Here is a 16,081-nt window from a genome sequence, read left to right on the forward strand (position 1 = left end):
CCCCGGTCGCGGGTCAGCGAACGCCCGGCCGGTCCGTGCGGAGCCCGGCGTCGTGACCGGCGCCCGCTTCCAGTCGCTGCCGGGCGATATCACCTGCATCGACGCCGACTACGTGCAACCCGGCATCGCCTGTTTTTACCTGGTTGGCGACGGCGATGAGTACGCCCTGGTCGAGACCGGCACCTCCCACAGCTACGACAACCTGAGGCGCACGCTGGCGGCGCTGTCCATCGAGCCCGGCCAGATCCGCTACGTCATCCCCACCCATGTGCACCTCGACCACGCCGGCGGCGCCGGGCGCTATATGCGCGCGTTTCCACAGGCAACCCTGCTGGTGCATCCGCGGGGGGCGCGCCACCTGATTGACCCCGAACGACTCATTGCCAGCGCGCAACAGGTCTACGGCGAAGAAGCCTTCCGGGCGTTGTACGGCACCATCGACCCGGTGCCCGCGGAGCGGGTGCGCGAACTGGCGGATGGCGAGCGAGTGGCCATCGGCGACAGGGAACTCCTCGTACAGCACACGCGGGGGCACGCGGAGCACCACCTGTGCCTGTGGGACGAACGGACCCGGGGCTGGTTCAGCGGCGATATGTTCGGCATCAGTTACGATTACCTGCGCCTGCCCGGCGGCAGCTTTGTCCTGCCCGCCACCACGCCCACCCAGTTCGACCCGGAAGCCTATGCCGAATCCGTTGCCACGCTGGCCGCGCGCGCGCCCCGGTACATGTACCTCACGCACTACGGCAGGTTGCCCTTCGAGGGTCGCCAGGTGGACCTGCTGCACGACCAGCTGCGGGAATATGCGCGGCTCGGCGATGCCTGCGCGGGCGATACTGCGCAATTGCAGGCCGCGGTAACCGAATACACCCGCGAGCGGCTGGCCCCGCTGGCCGGCGCCGAACAGGCCCGAACCCTGGGCGAACGGCTGGAGATGGACCTGGCCCTCAACGTCCAGGGTATCGCCTTCCGCGCGGCCCGCGCCAAGGTGCCGTCCCCGGACACGCCGGCCTCATGAACACCGTCGACAGCCCGCTGCAGGCCCCGCTGATTTCGCTGACCGAGGCCCTGGTCGCGGCGCTGCAGTCGGAGGACGCGGAAACGGCCTTCGTGGAGGAGAGCGGCCAGTTTGTGGACCTGCTCGGCGACACCCTCAGCCTGCCCTACAGCGCGATCCTGAACTTTGATCACATGGACCTGCAGGGGCGGCGGGAGCTGCTGGAGGAAACGCTGGCGGACCTCGGACTGGGTCTCGACAACCTGGACTGGCCGGCCTACCCCGAGCTGGCGGTGCAGTTCCAAAACCGCGTGTGGCAATACCTCTACCGGCGCTTCCTCAACACCCACCAGGCGGTGAGCTCCCATGTGGAGCTGCTTCCCGCCCCCGAGCCCGACTATCCCCGCCCCCTGTTTACACCCGCGGGCTCCTGGTTGATGCTGTTCATCGAATCCGGGGAATGCCTGGTGAACGGCGACACCGGCGGACGGGTATTCGGCAGCGATGGCCCCGCGGTACTGGTGCTGCCGCCGGAATCCAGCGTGGAACTGTGCCGCGGTCACGCGGCATCCCGCTGCAGCCTGTTCAGCAACGCCTTTTTCCCGCGCGAAACCTGGCTGCCCCTGCTGCAGGCCGGCCAGGACGAGTCCGGACCGCGGGCCCTGAATATCGGCGATCGACACATCGCCGCCGACCTGAAGGAGTCACAGGGCCGCATTATCGATATCGCTCACTCCCAGGCCCATCACGCCCTGGCGCTGCATTTCAACCTGCTGGAGCGGATGTTGCTGCTCTGTGACGAATTGCGGCCGCGCGGCAACGGGGAGCAGCTGGACCGCCGGGTGGTGGCGGCCCGGGACTACCTGTTGGCGCACTACCGGGAAAAAACCACGGTGGAACAGGTGGCTGCGGCGGCCAACGCCGCCCCCTCCACGCTCAACGCGCTGTTCAAGAACCAGATCGGGGAAAACCTGATGCGCTGGCGGGACCAGCTGCGCATGCAGCGTGCCCGGGAACTGCTGCAGGGTACCGACAAGCCGATCAAGGTGATCGCCACCGAGGTCGGCTACGACGACCCGATGTTTTTCTCACGCCGCTTCAAGCAGCTGACCGGCTGGTCGCCGACCCAGGTCCGCGACAGTACGACGAAGTAAACCACGCGCCCCGTTTCTCCGGGCCGCCGCCAAGGCGCAGACAATTGTGCAAGGCAAGCGGCCGATTCTCCATTCCCCCCGGCTGCCCCGCGGGTCTTAATAGCACGCATAAGCCCTAAAAACAGTCCCGTTAGTGGAGGATCGCACCATGACCGATGTACCGAGTTACTCGGCCGGCCAGCGTTTACTGGACCCGCGCCGGCTGGGCACGACCACCATGCTCAGCAGCACCTCCAAGTACCTCAACGACCCGCGCCTGCGCCACTGGGTCTCGGTGGAGGCATTGCGCCGCAACGGACCGGACATGGACCACTACGGCGGCCCGCTGGAGATCATCGATATCTTCCGCGAGCTGGATGACCGGGACGAGATCAACCGCCTGTTCGCCGAGGCGCGCAAGCGCGACGCGGAACTGGACGCCTGGTTCGAGGCGCGCTTCCTGATTCCCCACGACCTCGAGGCGCTGGCCAGGCTGCCCGAGGGCACCCTCGGCCGGGAGTACCAGAAAATGCTGGCCGAGCAGGGCCTGCAGGCGGACTTCCTGCCCTTCGACAGCACCGCCACCGACTACGATTACTTCCACCGCCGCCACAGCCAGACCCACGATATCGAACACCTGGTGATCGGCTACCGCTACGATCCCCTGGGCGAGTTCGCGCTGATCGCGGCCCGCACCACCAACCTGCTCAGGCACCTGGGGCCGGAGCTGGGCGAGCACATCTCGGTGGTGTCCAACCTGCTGCTGTCCACCGGAATCGCGCGCTTCGGCTGCCACTATCCACAGCTGCTGCCGCCGCTGTACAAGGCCCTCGGGGAGGGGAACCGCATCGGCGAACAGCTGAACAGCCCGCTGTTCATGCCGCGCTACGAGGAAATGTTCGAGTGGACCGTGGACGCGGTGCGCGAACACCTGGGCGTGGTTCACGGCCCCGACTACGAAGACACCATGTGGTCCCTGGGCGAGTACTTCGACGCCGCCTGAGCCGTACCCACGCGGGACACGCTTTTCCGCTAGACAACGACCGGCTTACGCCGCGCCACCGCGCGGCGGGGCCCGGCCTACGCCAACGATAACAGCCTTCGCCGAAGGCAACAGGACAGACGCTATGACATCGCTACAACGCCGCCATCCGCTACACACCGCCCTGCTGGCCTGCCTGTTGGGGCCTGGAGTCGCCACCGGCGCCCTGGCGCAGCAGGCCAGCGACGCCGGCGCGGCGATCGGCCGCGCCGGGGCCCTCGAGGAAATCGTGGTGACCGCCCAGCGCCGGGAGGAAAACCTGCAGTCGGTCCCGATCGCCGTCACCGCGCTCGGCGCGCACGACATCCAGCAATTGCGCATCACCAATATCAATGACCTGTCCTCCCTGGCGCCCAACCTCAGCATCACTCCCCAGGGCCAGCAAACCATTCCGGCGCTGGCGATTCGCGGGGTGGTCTCCGGCACCTCGGACAATGCGGTGGACCCCAAGGTCGGCATCTACGTGGACGGCATCTACGTGGGCCGCAGCGTGGGCGCCATTTTCGATCTGGCGGACATCGAGCGTGTCGAGGTCCTGCGCGGGCCGCAGGGCACCCTGTTCGGGCGCAACGCCACCGCCGGCGCCCTGAGCATCGTCACCGCGGCCCCCACCGGCGAATTCGGCCTGCGGGCCGACGCCTCTCTCGGCAGCGACAACGCGCGCCGCGGCAAACTCACCCTGAACCTGCCCGAATGGCGGGGCCTGCGCACCAAGCTGTCCTACCTCTACGACGAGATCGACGGCTACGCCGACAACCTGCTGGGCGGTCGCAACATCGACCTGTCGGCGCGCGCCGCCGGCTTCGGCAAACTGCGCTATGCCGATCAACTGGGTGGCAAGGAGGTTAACGCCCTCCATTTCGCCGCCCAGTACGACGCCACCGAGCGGCTTAGCATCGATTACCGCTTCGACTACAGCGATTCGGACACCGTGGGCAATCCGGTGCAAATCGTGGGGCCGCTGGAGGATCAAACCGGCCAGTTGTGGGGCGGCGTACTGGCTTTCCAGCCCTTGACCGGCGGCGTCACCAACCAGTCCACCGCGCGGCTGGACCCGGTGGCCAACGCCTCCAGCGTGGAGCATGTCGAAACCCTGGGCCACAACCTCACCCTGACCTGGGAAGCCAGTGACGCGCTCACGCTCAAGAGCATCAGCGGCTGGCGCGAACTCGACCAGGACCCGAACATTTTCGACCTCACCGCCACCGGCGGCGTTCGCTTCTCCAGCGCGCAACTGTTCGCCCTGCTCGGCGGCAATATTGGCGGCGCCCTGGACCCGGCGGCCCAACCCGGCCCCAACGACAGTTTCTTTTCCCTGCTGACCGCGCGCTCCACCGAGCAGGAGCAGTTTTCGCAGGAGCTCCAGCTGCAGGTATCCACCGAGCGCTACGAACTGGTGACCGGGCTGTTCTATTTCGAGGAGGAATCCCCGGCCACCAATGTGCTGGGCGTGTTCCAGCCGGTGGTGGACGGCGTGGTAATGGCCAACCCGCTCCTCGACGCCCTGTTCGGCAGCGGCACCACCATCACCGAGGCCAACAATGACTCCAGCGCCGCCTACGCGCAGCTCACCTGGTACCTCAACGACAGCGTCGACCTCACCGGCGGCCTGCGCTATACCTCCGACAACCGCGAGCTGCGTATCGACTCGCTGGCCGGCGCCACCGGCGCGGTGTTCGGCCCCGGCGACTACCAGGTGGACTACGAGGAACTGACCTACACCGGCACGATCACCTGGCGCCCCACGGCGGACATCACCACCTACGCCAAGGTCTCCACGGGTTACGTCTCCGGCGGTCTCCTCAGCGGTATCCCCTACGAACCCGAGACGCTGACCTCCTACGAGCTGGGCTTCAAGTCACAGTTGCTGGAGAACCGGCTGCGCCTCAACCTCGCCGCCTTCTACAGCGACTACGAGGACCTGCAGATACAGGCCTTCCTCAACGGCCGGCAGTTCTTCGACAACGCGGGCAAGGCCAGTATCGAGGGCGCCGAGGCGGAGCTGGAATGGCTGCCGGCGGACGGCCTGACGCTCACCGCGTCAGTGGGCTATACCCATCACAGCTATGACGAATACTTCCAGCGCAGCGCCGACAATACCTTTGTCGACATCACCGACGATGTCAGCCAGCAGTTCGTGCCCAAAACCACGGGCCGGCTCTCGGCGCAGTACTACGCGCCGACCTTCGGCAACGGCATGCAGGCCTTCGGGCGGGTGGACGGCGTCTACCAGGGCGATACCATGCTGACCGCCAACACCCTGCGCGACCCGGAGGGCCAACTCTCGTCCCTGAACGACGCGCGCGAGCTGGCCGGCTACTGGCGGGTCGGCGCGCGGTTGGGCCTGGCGGGGATTCGCCTGGGCGACGCGGAACTCACCGCTTCGCTGTACGGCGACAATCTGCTGGATGAGGACTATTACCCCAACGCCAATACCGCCTTCGCGCTGACGCGGATGTACGCCCGCGGGCGGACCTACGGCCTGGAGCTGACACTGGATTTATAGGAAAGCCGGGCGCCGCCGGAGGGCGGCGCCGCGCGGGGATCAGAGGTGATGGACCTGGTCGATCTCGTATTCCACGTCGCCGCCTGGCGCCCTGACCACCACCACGTCGCCCTCTTCCTTGCCGATCAGGGCGCGGGCGATGGGTGAGCTGATCGAGATCAGGTTGTTCTTCACATCCGCCTCGTCGTCGCCGACGATGCGGTAGGTGACGGTGGCATCGGTCTCGATGTTGATCAGGTCAATGGTGGTGCCGAAAATCACCTTGCCGGTTTTGGGCAGCGCGGTCACATCGATCACCTGGGCCACCGACAGTTTGCCCTCGATCTCCATGATGCGGCCCTCGGTGAAGCTCTGCTGCTCGCGGGCCGCGTGGTACTCGGCGTTCTCCTTGAGGTCGCCGTGCTCGCGCGCCTCGGCGATCGCCTGGGTGATGCGGGGGCGGTCGACCTTTTTCAGCCGCTCCAGCTCTGCGCGCAGCGCGGCTTCCCCCGAAACCGTCATCGGCACATTGTTCATACTGCGATACTCCCGTGCAGGTCCTGTAGCCTGCGTACTGTCTTGTCACTTTCCAGTTTCAGCGCCATGCACACCGCCTCGGCGGCGGCCAGGGTGGTGGTGTAGAACACCCGGTGCTGCTCGGCGCTGGCGCGGATCGGCGCGGAATCGGCGATCGCCCGGCGACCCTCGGTGGTGTTGATGATCAAATCCGCCTCGTCGTTCTTGATCATGTCGACGATGTGCGGTCGCCCTTCCAGCACCTTGTTGACGCGGCGCACGCTGAGCCCGGCTTTTTCCAGGGCGTCGGCGGTGCCACCGGTGGCGGCGAGGTCGAAGCCCAGCTCCACCAGCTCCCTGGCCACCCGCACGGCGGCGGGCTTGTCGACATCGCGCACACTGATCAGCGCGGTGCCGCTGCGCGGCGGCGGGTCGCCGGCCGCCAGCTGGGCCTTGGAGAAAGCGCCGGCGAAGGTGTCGCCGGTGCCCATGACCTCGCCGGTGGAGCGCATTTCCGGCCCCAGGATGGGGTCCACCCCGGGGAATTTGTTGAAGGGCATGACCGCCTCTTTGACCGAGTAATACGGCGGCACCACTTCCTTGGTGAAGCCCTGATCGGCCAGGGACTGCCCCGCCATGCAGCGCGCCGCCACCTTGGCCAGGGACATGCCGATGCACTTGGACACGAACGGCACCGTACGCGAGGCCCGCGGGTTTACCTCGATCACGTAAATCTCGTCGTCCTGCCAGGCCAGCTGCACGTTCATCAGGCCGCGCACGCCCAGTTCCAGGGCCATTTTGCGCACCTGCTCGCGCATCTCGTCCTGCACCTCGGCGGGCAGGCTGTAGGGCGGCAGGGAACAGGCGGAGTCACCGGAGTGCACCCCGGCCTGCTCGATGTGCTGCATGATGGCGCCGATCACCACCTGCTCGCCGTCCGAGACCGCGTCGATATCCACTTCCACCGCCGCCGACAGGAAGCTGTCCAGCAGCACCGGCGAGTCCTCGGAGACCTGCACCGCGTCGCGCATGTAGCGCAGCAGGTCCTCCTCGCGGTAGACGATCTCCATCGCCCGGCCGCCCAGCACATAGGAGGGCCGCACCACCAGCGGGTAGCCGATGCTATCGGCCGCGGCGACGGCCTCGTCCACGCTGCGCACGGTGGTGTTGGCGGGCTGGCGCAATTCCAGTTTCTGGATCATTCGCTGGAAGCGCTCGCGGTCCTCGGCGCGGTCGATGGCGTCCGGGGTGGTGCCGATAATGGGCACGCCCTGCGCCTCCAGGGCCCGGGCCAGTTTCAGCGGGGTCTGGCCGCCGAACTGCACGATCACCCCCTTGGGCTTCTCCAGGGCGACGATTTCCAGCACGTCCTCCAGGGTCACCGGCTCGAAGTAGAGGCGGTCGGAGGTGTCGTAGTCAGTGGAGACGGTCTCCGGGTTGCAGTTGACCATGATGGCCTCGTAGCCATCCTCGCGCATGGCCAGGGCGGCGTGCACGCAGCAGTAGTCGAACTCGATGCCCTGGCCAATGCGGTTGGGACCGCCGCCGAGCACCAGGATCTTGTTGCGCGCCGAGGGCGCGGCCTCGCACTCTTCCTCGTAGGTGGAGTACATGTAGGCGGTGGCCGAGGCGAACTCGGCGGCGCAGGTGTCCACGCGCTTGTACACCGGGCGAATGCCCAGGCCGTGGCGGTGCTTGCGCACCTCGCCCTCGGTGGCCGCCAGCAGTACCGCCAGGCGGCTGTCGGCGAAACCCTTGCGCTTGAGGCGGAACATGGCGTCGGCGTCGATATCGGCCAGGTTGACCGACTTGAGGCTGTTCTCGGTGTCGACGATGTCCTTGATCTGTACCAGGAACCAGGGATCCACGCCGGAGTGGCCGTAAACCTCCTCCACGTCCATGCCGGCGCGGAAGGCGTCCGCCAGGAACCAAATGCGGTCCGGACCGGGGTTGACCAGTTCGGCGATCAGCTCGTCACGCAGGTCCGGATTGTCCACGTCCATCTTGTGCTCGAAGCCGGACGAGCCCACTTCCAGGCCGCGCAGGGCCTTCTGCACCGACTCCTGGAAGGTGCGGCCGATGGCCATGACCTCGCCCACGGACTTCATCTGGGTCGTGAGGCGCGGGTCGGCGGCGTTGAATTTCTCGAAGGCGAAGCGTGGAATCTTGGTGACCACGTAGTCGATGGACGGCTCGAAGGACGCCGGGGTGGCGCCTCCGGTAATGTCGTTCTGCAGCTCGTCCAGGGTGTAGCCCACCGCCAGCTTGGCCGCCACCTTGGCGATGGGGAAGCCGGTGGCCTTGGAGGCCAGGGCCGAGGAGCGGGACACCCGGGGGTTCATCTCGATGATCACCAGGCGGCCGGTTTTCGGGTCCATGCCGAACTGCACGTTGGAGCCACCGGTTTCCACGCCGATCTCGCGCAATACCGCCAGCGAGGCGTTGCGCATGATCTGGTATTCCTTGTCGGTCAGGGTCTGGGCCGGCGCCACGGTGATGGAATCGCCGGTGTGCACGCCCATGGCGTCGAAGTTCTCGATCGAGCACACGATGATGCAGTTGTCGTTCTTGTCACGAACGACCTCCATCTCGTATTCCTTCCAGCCGATCAGCGACTCGTCGATCAACAGCTCGTTGGTGGGCGAGAGATCCAGGCCGCGGATGCAGATCTCCTCGAACTCGTCGCGGTTGTAGGCGATGCCGCCGCCGGAGCCACCCATGGTGAAGGAGGGGCGGATAATGCAGGGGAAGCCGATCGAATCCAGCACCTGGAAGGCTTCCTCCAGGCTGTGGGCGGTGGAGGCGCGGGGCGTTTCCAGGCCGATGCGCTTCATCGCCTGGTCGAACAGCTGGCGGTCCTCGGCCTTGTCGATCGCCTCCTTGGTGGCGCCGATCATCTGCACGCCGTGCTCTTCCAGCACGCCGTGCTTGGCCAGGTCCAGGGCGCAGTTGAGGGCGGTCTGGCCGCCCATGGTGGGCAGCAGGGCATCGGGTTTTTCAGCCTCGATGATGCGCGCCACGGTCTGCCACTCGATGGGCTCGATGTAGGTCGCATCGGCCATCGCCGGGTCGGTCATGATGGTCGCCGGGTTGGAGTTCACCAGGATGACCCGGTAACCCTCTTCCCGCAGCGCCTTGCAGGCCTGGGCCCCGGAGTAGTCGAATTCACAGGCCTGGCCGATAACGATGGGACCGGCGCCCAGGATCAGGATGCTTTGGAGGTCGGTACGCTTCGGCATTTACTGCTTTCCCGCTCTGGCTTCAATCAATTCAATAAAATGGTCAAACAAGGGCGCTGCATCGTGGGGCCCGGGGCTCGCCTCGGGGTGGCCCTGGAAGCTGAACGCGGCCTTGTCGGTGCGATGGACACCCTGGAGGGTGCCGTCGAACAACGACTTGTGGGTGACCCGCAGGTTGTCCGGCAGCGACGCTTCGTCCACCGCGAAACCGTGGTTCTGGCTGGTGATCAGCACAGTGCCGTCGTCCAGGTTCTGCACCGGGTGGTTGGCGCCGTGGTGGCCGTGGCCCATCTTCATGCTCCGCGCGCCGCTGGCCAGGCCGAGCAGCTGGTGGCCGAGGCAGATGCCAAACACCGGCACGTCGGTGTCGAGAATCTCGCGGATGGCGGTAATCGCGTAATCGCAGGGCTCGGGGTCGCCAGGGCCGTTGGACAGGAACACCCCATCGGGGTTCATGGCCAGCACCTCGCTCGCCGGGGTCTGGGCCGGCACCACGGTGAGGCGGCAGCCGCGGTCCACCAGCATGCGCAGGATATTGCGCTTGACGCCGTAGTCGTAGGCCACCACGTGCCAGGGCAGCTCTTCAGCGCCGCGCGCGCGGTGCCCCTCGCCCAGGGTCCAGCTGCCCTCGGTCCAGCTGTAGGGCTCGGCGACGGTCACTTCCTTGGCCAGGTCCATGCCCTTGAGGCCGGCGAATTCGCGAGCCCGGGCCAGGGCGGCCTGCTCGTCAATGCCCTCGCCCGCCATCAGGCAGCCGTTCTGGGCGCCCTTTTCCCGCAGGATACGGGTCAGGCGACGGGTGTCGATATCGGCGATGGCCACCACATTGCGGCGCTTGAGGTAACTGGAGAGGTCCTCCTCGCTACGGAAATTACTGGCCAGCAGCGGCAGGTCACGGATGACCAGACCGGAAGCCCACACCGCGGAAGACTCCTCGTCCTCGGCGTTGGTGCCGGTATTGCCGATGTGGGGATAGGTCAGGGTGATGATCTGCCGGGCGTAGGAGGGGTCCGTGAGGATCTCCTGATAGCCGCTCATGGCCGTGTTGAACACCACCTCGCCAACGGAAGCACCTTCGGCTCCGATAGCGAGGCCTTTGAAAATACTGCCATCCTCAAGGGCTAACAGGGCCGGTCTTAACAAGCGAACCTCCAAACATTCACCGGGTTACAGTCGGCCGCGCGCGCCCAAAAAAAGCGAGATGGGACAACCGCATCTCGCTTTTTGTCATACAATCAGCTCTGGTTTTTCACAGGAATGCACGAAGCCGGGGCGCTGGCCGGACGTGTGAAATCTGGCAGGCAATTCTAGGTGAAGAGGCCCTGACTGTCCAGACTGGCATGACCTCCAAAGGCCCAGCCGGGGGCAAATGGTGATATTACCGCTCGCTGGTGCAGCGGGAACCAAGCGCCCCGCAGAACAATAAGCCCAAAGACCAAAAGGAGACCTACATGTCCTACTGCAGCGGAAAAGTCGCCGCCATTACCGGGGCCGGCTCGGGCATCGGCCGGGCCCTGGCCCGGCACTTGCACGGAGAGGGTTGCCGGCTGTACCTGTCGGACGTGGACGAGGACGGGCTGGAGGCGACACGGCGCTCGCTCGCCGGCGATGCGGCGGTGGCCACCGACCGGGTCGATGTCGCCGACCGGGAGGCGGTGGCGCGCTGGGCCGAGGCCGTGGCAGCCGGCGCGGGCCGCGCGGACATCGTGATCAACAACGCCGGGGTGGCCCTGGCGGACCCGGTGGCCGAGGCCAGGTACGAGGATGTGCAGTGGCTGATGGGCATCAATTTCTGGGGCGTGGTGCACGGCACCACGGCCTTCCTGCCCCTGTTGCAACGCTCGGGCGGCGGCCACCTGGTCAATATCTCCTCGATTTTCGGCATGGTGGGCATCCCCACCCAGTCGGCCTATAACGCCGCCAAATTCGCGGTACGGGGCTACACCGAGGCCCTGCGCCAGGAAGTGGCCGGCAGCGGCCTGCACGTCTGCTGCGTGCACCCCGGGGGGATTCGCACCAACATCGCCCGCCGCGCGCGCGGCGGCGCCGGCGGCATGACCGCCGAGGAGCGCGGCGCGCGCTTCGAGCAGTTCGCCCGCACCAGCCCGGAGACCGCGGCGGCGAAGATCGTGCGCGCGATCGAGAAACGCAAAAAGCGCTTGTTGATCGGCGGCGATGCCCGCTACATCGACCTGGTGGCGCGCCTGTTCCCGGTCAACTACCCGGCCCTGTTGCCCGGCCTCGGCAGCGTGGGGCAGCAGTGACGGCGGACGAGGCGGAACGGAAACTCGCCCCGGGGCGCCTGGCGGTATTGATCACCGCGCTGATGGCTACCGCCATCGGTCAATCGCTGGTGTTCGCCATTCTCGCGCCACTGGGGCGCGAGGTGAACCTCGGCGAGCTGCAGATTACGTCGATCATCGCGGTGTCGGCGCTGGTGTTTTCCTCGGTCTCGCCGCGCTGGGGCCGCTTCAGCGACCGGGTCGGCCGCAAGCCGGTGATCATCACCGGCCTGGTGGGCTACACTCTGGGCACGCTGCTGTTCACCAGCGTGTTCTACGCCGGTCTCGCCGGCCTGCTATCTGGACTCACGCTCTACGCCGCCCTGCTGCTGGCGCGCTGCAGCCAGGCGGTGATCATGTCCGCCACCGCGCCGGCCACCACCGCCTATGCCGCCGACAACAGCAGCCCCCACCACCGCACCCGCACCATGGCCCGGCTCGGCACCGCCAACAGCCTCGGCACCATCCTCGGCCCCGCGGTCAGCGGCGCCCTGGCCACCTTCGGCCTGCTGGCGCCCCTGTACTTCGCCGCGGGCCTGGCGGCGCTGGCCGCCGTGCTGATCTGGCGCGCGCTGCCCCCGACCGCGCCCGAGGATCTCACCGCCCGCCAACATCGCAGCCGGCTGAAATTCTCCGACCCGCGGGTGCGCCACTACCTGACCAGCACCGTGGGCCTGTTCGTGGGCTATTCCTGCATCCAGCAGACCCTGGGCTTCCTGTTGCAGGACAAGCTGGGGCTGAACGGCATCGAAACCGCACAGCTCACCGGCGCGGCGCTGATGATTTCCGCGGTATTCACCTTCACCGTGCAGATGACCGCGATGCAGCGGCTCAACCTGAGCCCCACCCAGTTCCTGCGCCTGGCCATGCTCGCGCTGCTGGTCGGCGCCGGGCTGATCGCCAGCTTCCCCAATTTTGTCGTACTGGCGATGGGCATGGGCTGCCTGGGTATCGGCCTGGGTCTCGGCATGCCCGCCGCCGCCGCGGGAGCCTCGCTGGCGGTATCCACGGCGGAACAGGGCTCGGTGGCGGGCCTGATCACCGCCTGCCCCGGACTCGGCTTCGTGGTCGGCCCCCTGGTCGGCGGCCTGCTCTACCAGCTGCACGGCCCCCTGGCACCGCTGTTCAGCGCCTTCGTGTTCTTCGTGGTGCTGGTGCTACTGACCCTCCACGACCGCAAACACTAAAAAAATAGGGGACGGATACTAATGGCACCTACTCAACCGTTGTAGGGCCGAATTTATTCGGCCATTGATGCTTTGAGCACCGTTTTTGGTCGAATAAATTCGACCCTACAGAGGGCAACATACCCTGTTTTTGACTTAAGTAAGTACCATTCGGGACGGATACCTATTCGGAGAAATAGGTATCCGACCCCTATTTCCCTATTTTTGAAATAGGTATCCGACCCCTATTTTTTTCTATTTTTGCAGGGCTTCGAGGGCCTGGCGCAGGGTGGGCGGGATGGCGACCGCGCGGTTGGCGGCGCGCTCGACAAAGACGTGGACGAAGTGGCCGTGGGCCAGGGCGCGGTCCTCGCCCTCGCGAAAGATGGCGATGCCGTAGCGCACCGAGCTGTTGCCGAGCTTGTCGACCCGCAGGCCGCCCTCGATGCGTTCCGGGTAGGCCACCGGGGCGTGGTAATCGCAGCCGGAGCTGACCACGAAGCCGACGGTGTCGCCGCCGTGGATGTCCAGCCCCCCCTCCTCGATCAGGTAGCGGTTGGCCACCGAGTCGAAGTAGGAATAGTAGACCACGTTGTTCACGTGCCCGTAGAGGTCGTTGTCCGACCAGCGGGTGGTGATGGGGTAGAAACACCGGTAATCGGCGCGGGACGGACGCTCGCTCATGCCGCGCCTCCATAGGCCGCGCGGTAGATACCCAGGGCATCGGCCTCGCCGACCTCCCGCGGGTTGTTCACCAGCAGCCGCTGCTGCAGCATGGCGTCCGCCGCCAGCATTTCCAGGTCGGCCTCGGGCACCCTGGCCTGGGCCAGGGTCGCCGGCAGCCCCAGGTCGTCGATCAGGCCGCGCAGCGCCGCCACCAGGGCGGCGGCTTTGGCCTCGTCGCTGCCCGCCACCGGCGCGCCGGTCACCAGCTCCGCCAATTCCGCGTACAGGGTGGCGGCCGCCGGAGCATTGAACTCCAGCACGCTGGGCAGCACCAGGGAATTACTCAGGCCGTGGGGGATGTGGTAGTGCCCGCCGAGGGGATAGGCCAGGGCGTGGACCGCCGCCACCGGGGCGTTGGCGAAGGCCTGGCCCGCCAGGCAGGCCCCCAGCAGCATCCTGCCCCGGGCCTCGCGGTCGTCGCCCCGCTCGACCGCGGTGCGGATACTGCCCGCCAGCAGTCTCAGCGCCTGCCGGGCGAGGTTATCGGAAATGGGGTTTTTCTTGTGCCGGGAGGTGTAGGCCTCGATGGCGTGCACCATGGCGTCCACCCCGGTCATCGCGGTGACCGCCGGCGGCAGACCCAGGGTAAGGTCAGCATCCAGCACCGCCACATCCGGCAGCAATACTGGCGAGGACACGCCCGCTTTGGTGGTTTCACCGGTGGTGAGGATGGCCACCGGCGTCACCTCGGAGCCGGTGCCCGCGGTGGTGGGCACCAGGATCAACGGCAGCCGGGGGCCGCGCGCCTGATCCACCCCGTACAGTTCGGCCAGGGGCTGGTCGCCGCCCAGCAGCAGCGCCACCACCTTGGCCACGTCCATGGAGCTGCCGCCGCCGACCGCGATCACCCCGTCCACGGCGGACTCCCGCCCCTGGGCCGCGGCCGCGAGTGCGGTGGCCTCGGGCGGGTCTTCCCTCACCTGGTCGAACAGTGTCGCCGCCAGCCCAGCGGCCTCCAGTGCCGCCAGCACCGGCGCCACCAGGCCGATCGCCACCAGGCCAGGATCGGTGACCAGCAACGGCCGAGTCACCCCCAGCCGTTGGCAACTCCGCGCCAGCTCCAGGGCGCTGCCGGGCGCGCACTGGATTTGGGGGGTGGTGTTAAACACGAAAGGCTGCATCGCTCTCTCCTCCTTGTCCGCGACCCTGATACCGCGTCGCAAGCGCGCCGTCCACCGGGCGTCCGGCCGCTTACAGGTCCGCGGCGGCACATCCCTGTGCGTGACATTGCGCGGCCTGTTTCAGGGCCCTCACTGGACCGTGAGAATCACCTTGCCACGGGCACGGCGCTCGATCATGCAATTATAGGCGTCCTCGTACTGTTCCAGCGGGAACAGGTCGGTGACCACCGGCTTGAGCTTGCCCTCGGCGAAATACTTCCACAGCGCCTGGATATTGGCCAGGTTGGCCTCCGGCTCCTCCATGGTGAAACGCCCCCAGAACACGCCGACGATCTCGCAACCCTTGAGCAGGGCCAGGTTCAGGGGGATTTTCGGAATTGGGCCGCTGGCGAAGCCAATCACCAGGTAGCGGCCCTTCCAGGCCATGCTGCGCAGGGCCGGCTCGGCGTAGTCGCCTCCCACCGGATCGTAGACCACGTCCACGCCCTTGCCGCCGGTAAGTTCCTTGAGCCTGTCCTTGAGCGAGCCCTCGGAGTAGTTGATCACCTCGTCGGCGCCCAGTTGCTTGCACAGCTCGAGCTTCTCGTCGGTACTGGCGGCGGCGATCACCTTCGCCCCCAGCAATTTACCCAGCTCGATGGCCGTCACCCCCACGCCGCCTGCGGCGCCGAGCACCAGCAGGGTCTCCCCCGGCTGGATATTGGCCCGCTGCACCAGGGCGTGATAGGAAGTGAAGTAGGTAATGCCCACACCGGCCGCCTGCTCGAAGCTCAGGCCCTCGGGCATCGGGAACACCACCATCTCGTTGGCCGCCACCTGCTCGGCGAAGGCGCCGTGGCCGACCATGGCGATCACCTTATCGCCAGGTTTGACCCGGGTGACCTTGTCGCCCACCGCCGCCACCACGCCGGCGCACTCGCCGCCGGTAACGAAGGGCATGTCGGGCTGGGTCTGGTACTTGCCTTGCATCATCAGCACGTCGGGAAAGTTCAGGCCGCCGGCCCGGACATCGATCAGCACGTCCTTGTCACCCACTTCCGGGGCGGGCCAGTCCGTTGCAAGCGCCAGCTTGTCGGCCATGCCGTGTTCTTTGCATACCACTGCTTTCATGTTTCTTAACTCCTACTTTCCTGGCGTCTGGTCGAATGAATTCGACCCTACATGGGGCCGGTACTGCGGGCGTCCGGTCGAATGAATTCGACCCTACATGGGACCGGTACTGCGGGGGGCCGGTCGAGTAAACATCTGCGTTCTTAGAACGCAGACTTGCTTTTAGCCCCCTATAAGGGGGCTGTGAAGCCAGCCTTCTTAGAAGGCTGGCCCAAGTTGTGCCATCTTCAGATTATCGACGTAAGTCCATACGGACTTGTTTCT

At 66.5% G+C, this 16,081-nt stretch carries 12 protein-coding genes; 6 read left to right on the top strand and 6 right to left on the bottom strand.

The window, feature by feature from the left end:
- The first annotated feature begins 52 nt into the window (after nucleotides 1–52).
- From JYP50_RS04840 to JYP50_RS04855, 4 genes are all read left to right on the top strand, one after another.
- Nucleotides 53–1,018, top strand: coding sequence for an MBL fold metallo-hydrolase (locus JYP50_RS04840; RefSeq protein WP_206559340.1), 966 nt, complete (start codon nucleotides 53–55; stop codon nucleotides 1,016–1,018).
- Nucleotides 1,015–2,151, top strand: coding sequence for a helix-turn-helix domain-containing protein (locus JYP50_RS04845; protein WP_206559341.1), 1,137 nt, complete (start codon nucleotides 1,015–1,017; stop codon nucleotides 2,149–2,151). The genes JYP50_RS04840 and JYP50_RS04845 overlap by 4 nt, the downstream gene beginning before the upstream one ends.
- A gap of 148 nt (nucleotides 2,152–2,299) precedes the next feature.
- Nucleotides 2,300–3,133: a Coq4 family protein gene (locus JYP50_RS04850; RefSeq protein WP_206559342.1), complete on the top strand. Its 834-nt coding sequence runs from the start codon at nucleotides 2,300–2,302 to the stop codon at nucleotides 3,131–3,133.
- 124 nt (nucleotides 3,134–3,257) lie between these two features.
- Complete coding sequence (locus JYP50_RS04855; RefSeq protein ID WP_206559343.1) at nucleotides 3,258–5,678, top strand: TonB-dependent receptor; 2,421 nt, start codon at nucleotides 3,258–3,260, stop codon at nucleotides 5,676–5,678.
- A gap of 39 nt (nucleotides 5,679–5,717) precedes the next feature.
- On the opposite strand, the gene greA is transcribed toward JYP50_RS04855, so the two are convergent.
- From greA to carA, 3 genes are read right to left on the bottom strand one after another with little or no spacing between them, the layout of a single operon-like run.
- Nucleotides 5,718–6,194, bottom strand: a complete 477-nt coding sequence (greA, locus tag JYP50_RS04860; protein WP_206559344.1) for a transcription elongation factor GreA — start codon at nucleotides 6,192–6,194, stop codon at nucleotides 5,718–5,720.
- The gene (carB, locus tag JYP50_RS04865; RefSeq protein WP_206559345.1) at nucleotides 6,191–9,412 is read right to left on the bottom strand and encodes a carbamoyl-phosphate synthase large subunit; all 3,222 of its coding nucleotides are present in this window, start codon (nucleotides 9,410–9,412) and stop codon (nucleotides 6,191–6,193) included. Before carB ends, greA begins: the two co-directional genes overlap by 4 nt.
- Entirely contained in the window at nucleotides 9,413–10,555 is a 1,143-nt protein-coding gene (carA, locus tag JYP50_RS04870; RefSeq protein WP_206559346.1) for a glutamine-hydrolyzing carbamoyl-phosphate synthase small subunit, read from the bottom strand.
- A gap of 308 nt (nucleotides 10,556–10,863) precedes the next feature.
- Between carA and JYP50_RS04875 the strand changes: the two genes are divergently transcribed.
- Nucleotides 10,864–11,676, top strand: coding sequence for an SDR family NAD(P)-dependent oxidoreductase (locus JYP50_RS04875; protein WP_206559347.1), 813 nt, complete (start codon nucleotides 10,864–10,866; stop codon nucleotides 11,674–11,676).
- On the top strand, nucleotides 11,673–12,881 hold the full coding sequence (locus JYP50_RS04880; protein WP_347136721.1) for an MFS transporter: 1,209 nt from the start codon (nucleotides 11,673–11,675) through the stop codon (nucleotides 12,879–12,881). The genes JYP50_RS04875 and JYP50_RS04880 overlap by 4 nt, the downstream gene beginning before the upstream one ends.
- A gap of 234 nt (nucleotides 12,882–13,115) precedes the next feature.
- Here the strand turns inward: JYP50_RS04880 and JYP50_RS04885 are convergent, their stop codons facing one another.
- The 3 genes from JYP50_RS04885 to JYP50_RS04895 all read right to left on the bottom strand — a co-directional run bounded on the left by JYP50_RS04885 (nucleotide 13,116) and on the right by JYP50_RS04895 (nucleotide 15,817).
- Complete coding sequence (locus JYP50_RS04885) at nucleotides 13,116–13,544, bottom strand: acyl-CoA thioesterase (protein WP_206559348.1); 429 nt, start codon at nucleotides 13,542–13,544, stop codon at nucleotides 13,116–13,118.
- The gene (locus JYP50_RS04890) at nucleotides 13,541–14,707 is read right to left on the bottom strand and encodes an iron-containing alcohol dehydrogenase (RefSeq protein WP_206559349.1); all 1,167 of its coding nucleotides are present in this window, start codon (nucleotides 14,705–14,707) and stop codon (nucleotides 13,541–13,543) included. Before JYP50_RS04890 ends, JYP50_RS04885 begins: the two co-directional genes overlap by 4 nt.
- A 129-nt stretch (nucleotides 14,708–14,836) precedes the next feature.
- Nucleotides 14,837–15,817 carry an NADPH:quinone oxidoreductase family protein gene (locus tag JYP50_RS04895; RefSeq protein WP_206559350.1) on the bottom strand — a complete coding sequence of 327 codons (981 nt, stop codon included), beginning with the start codon at nucleotides 15,815–15,817 and terminating at the stop codon, nucleotides 14,837–14,839.
- Nucleotides 15,818–16,081 lie beyond the last annotated feature (264 nt).

This window comes from Parahaliea mediterranea (assembly GCF_017255185.1).
GTDB lineage: Bacteria > Pseudomonadota > Gammaproteobacteria > Pseudomonadales > Halieaceae > JAFKCZ01.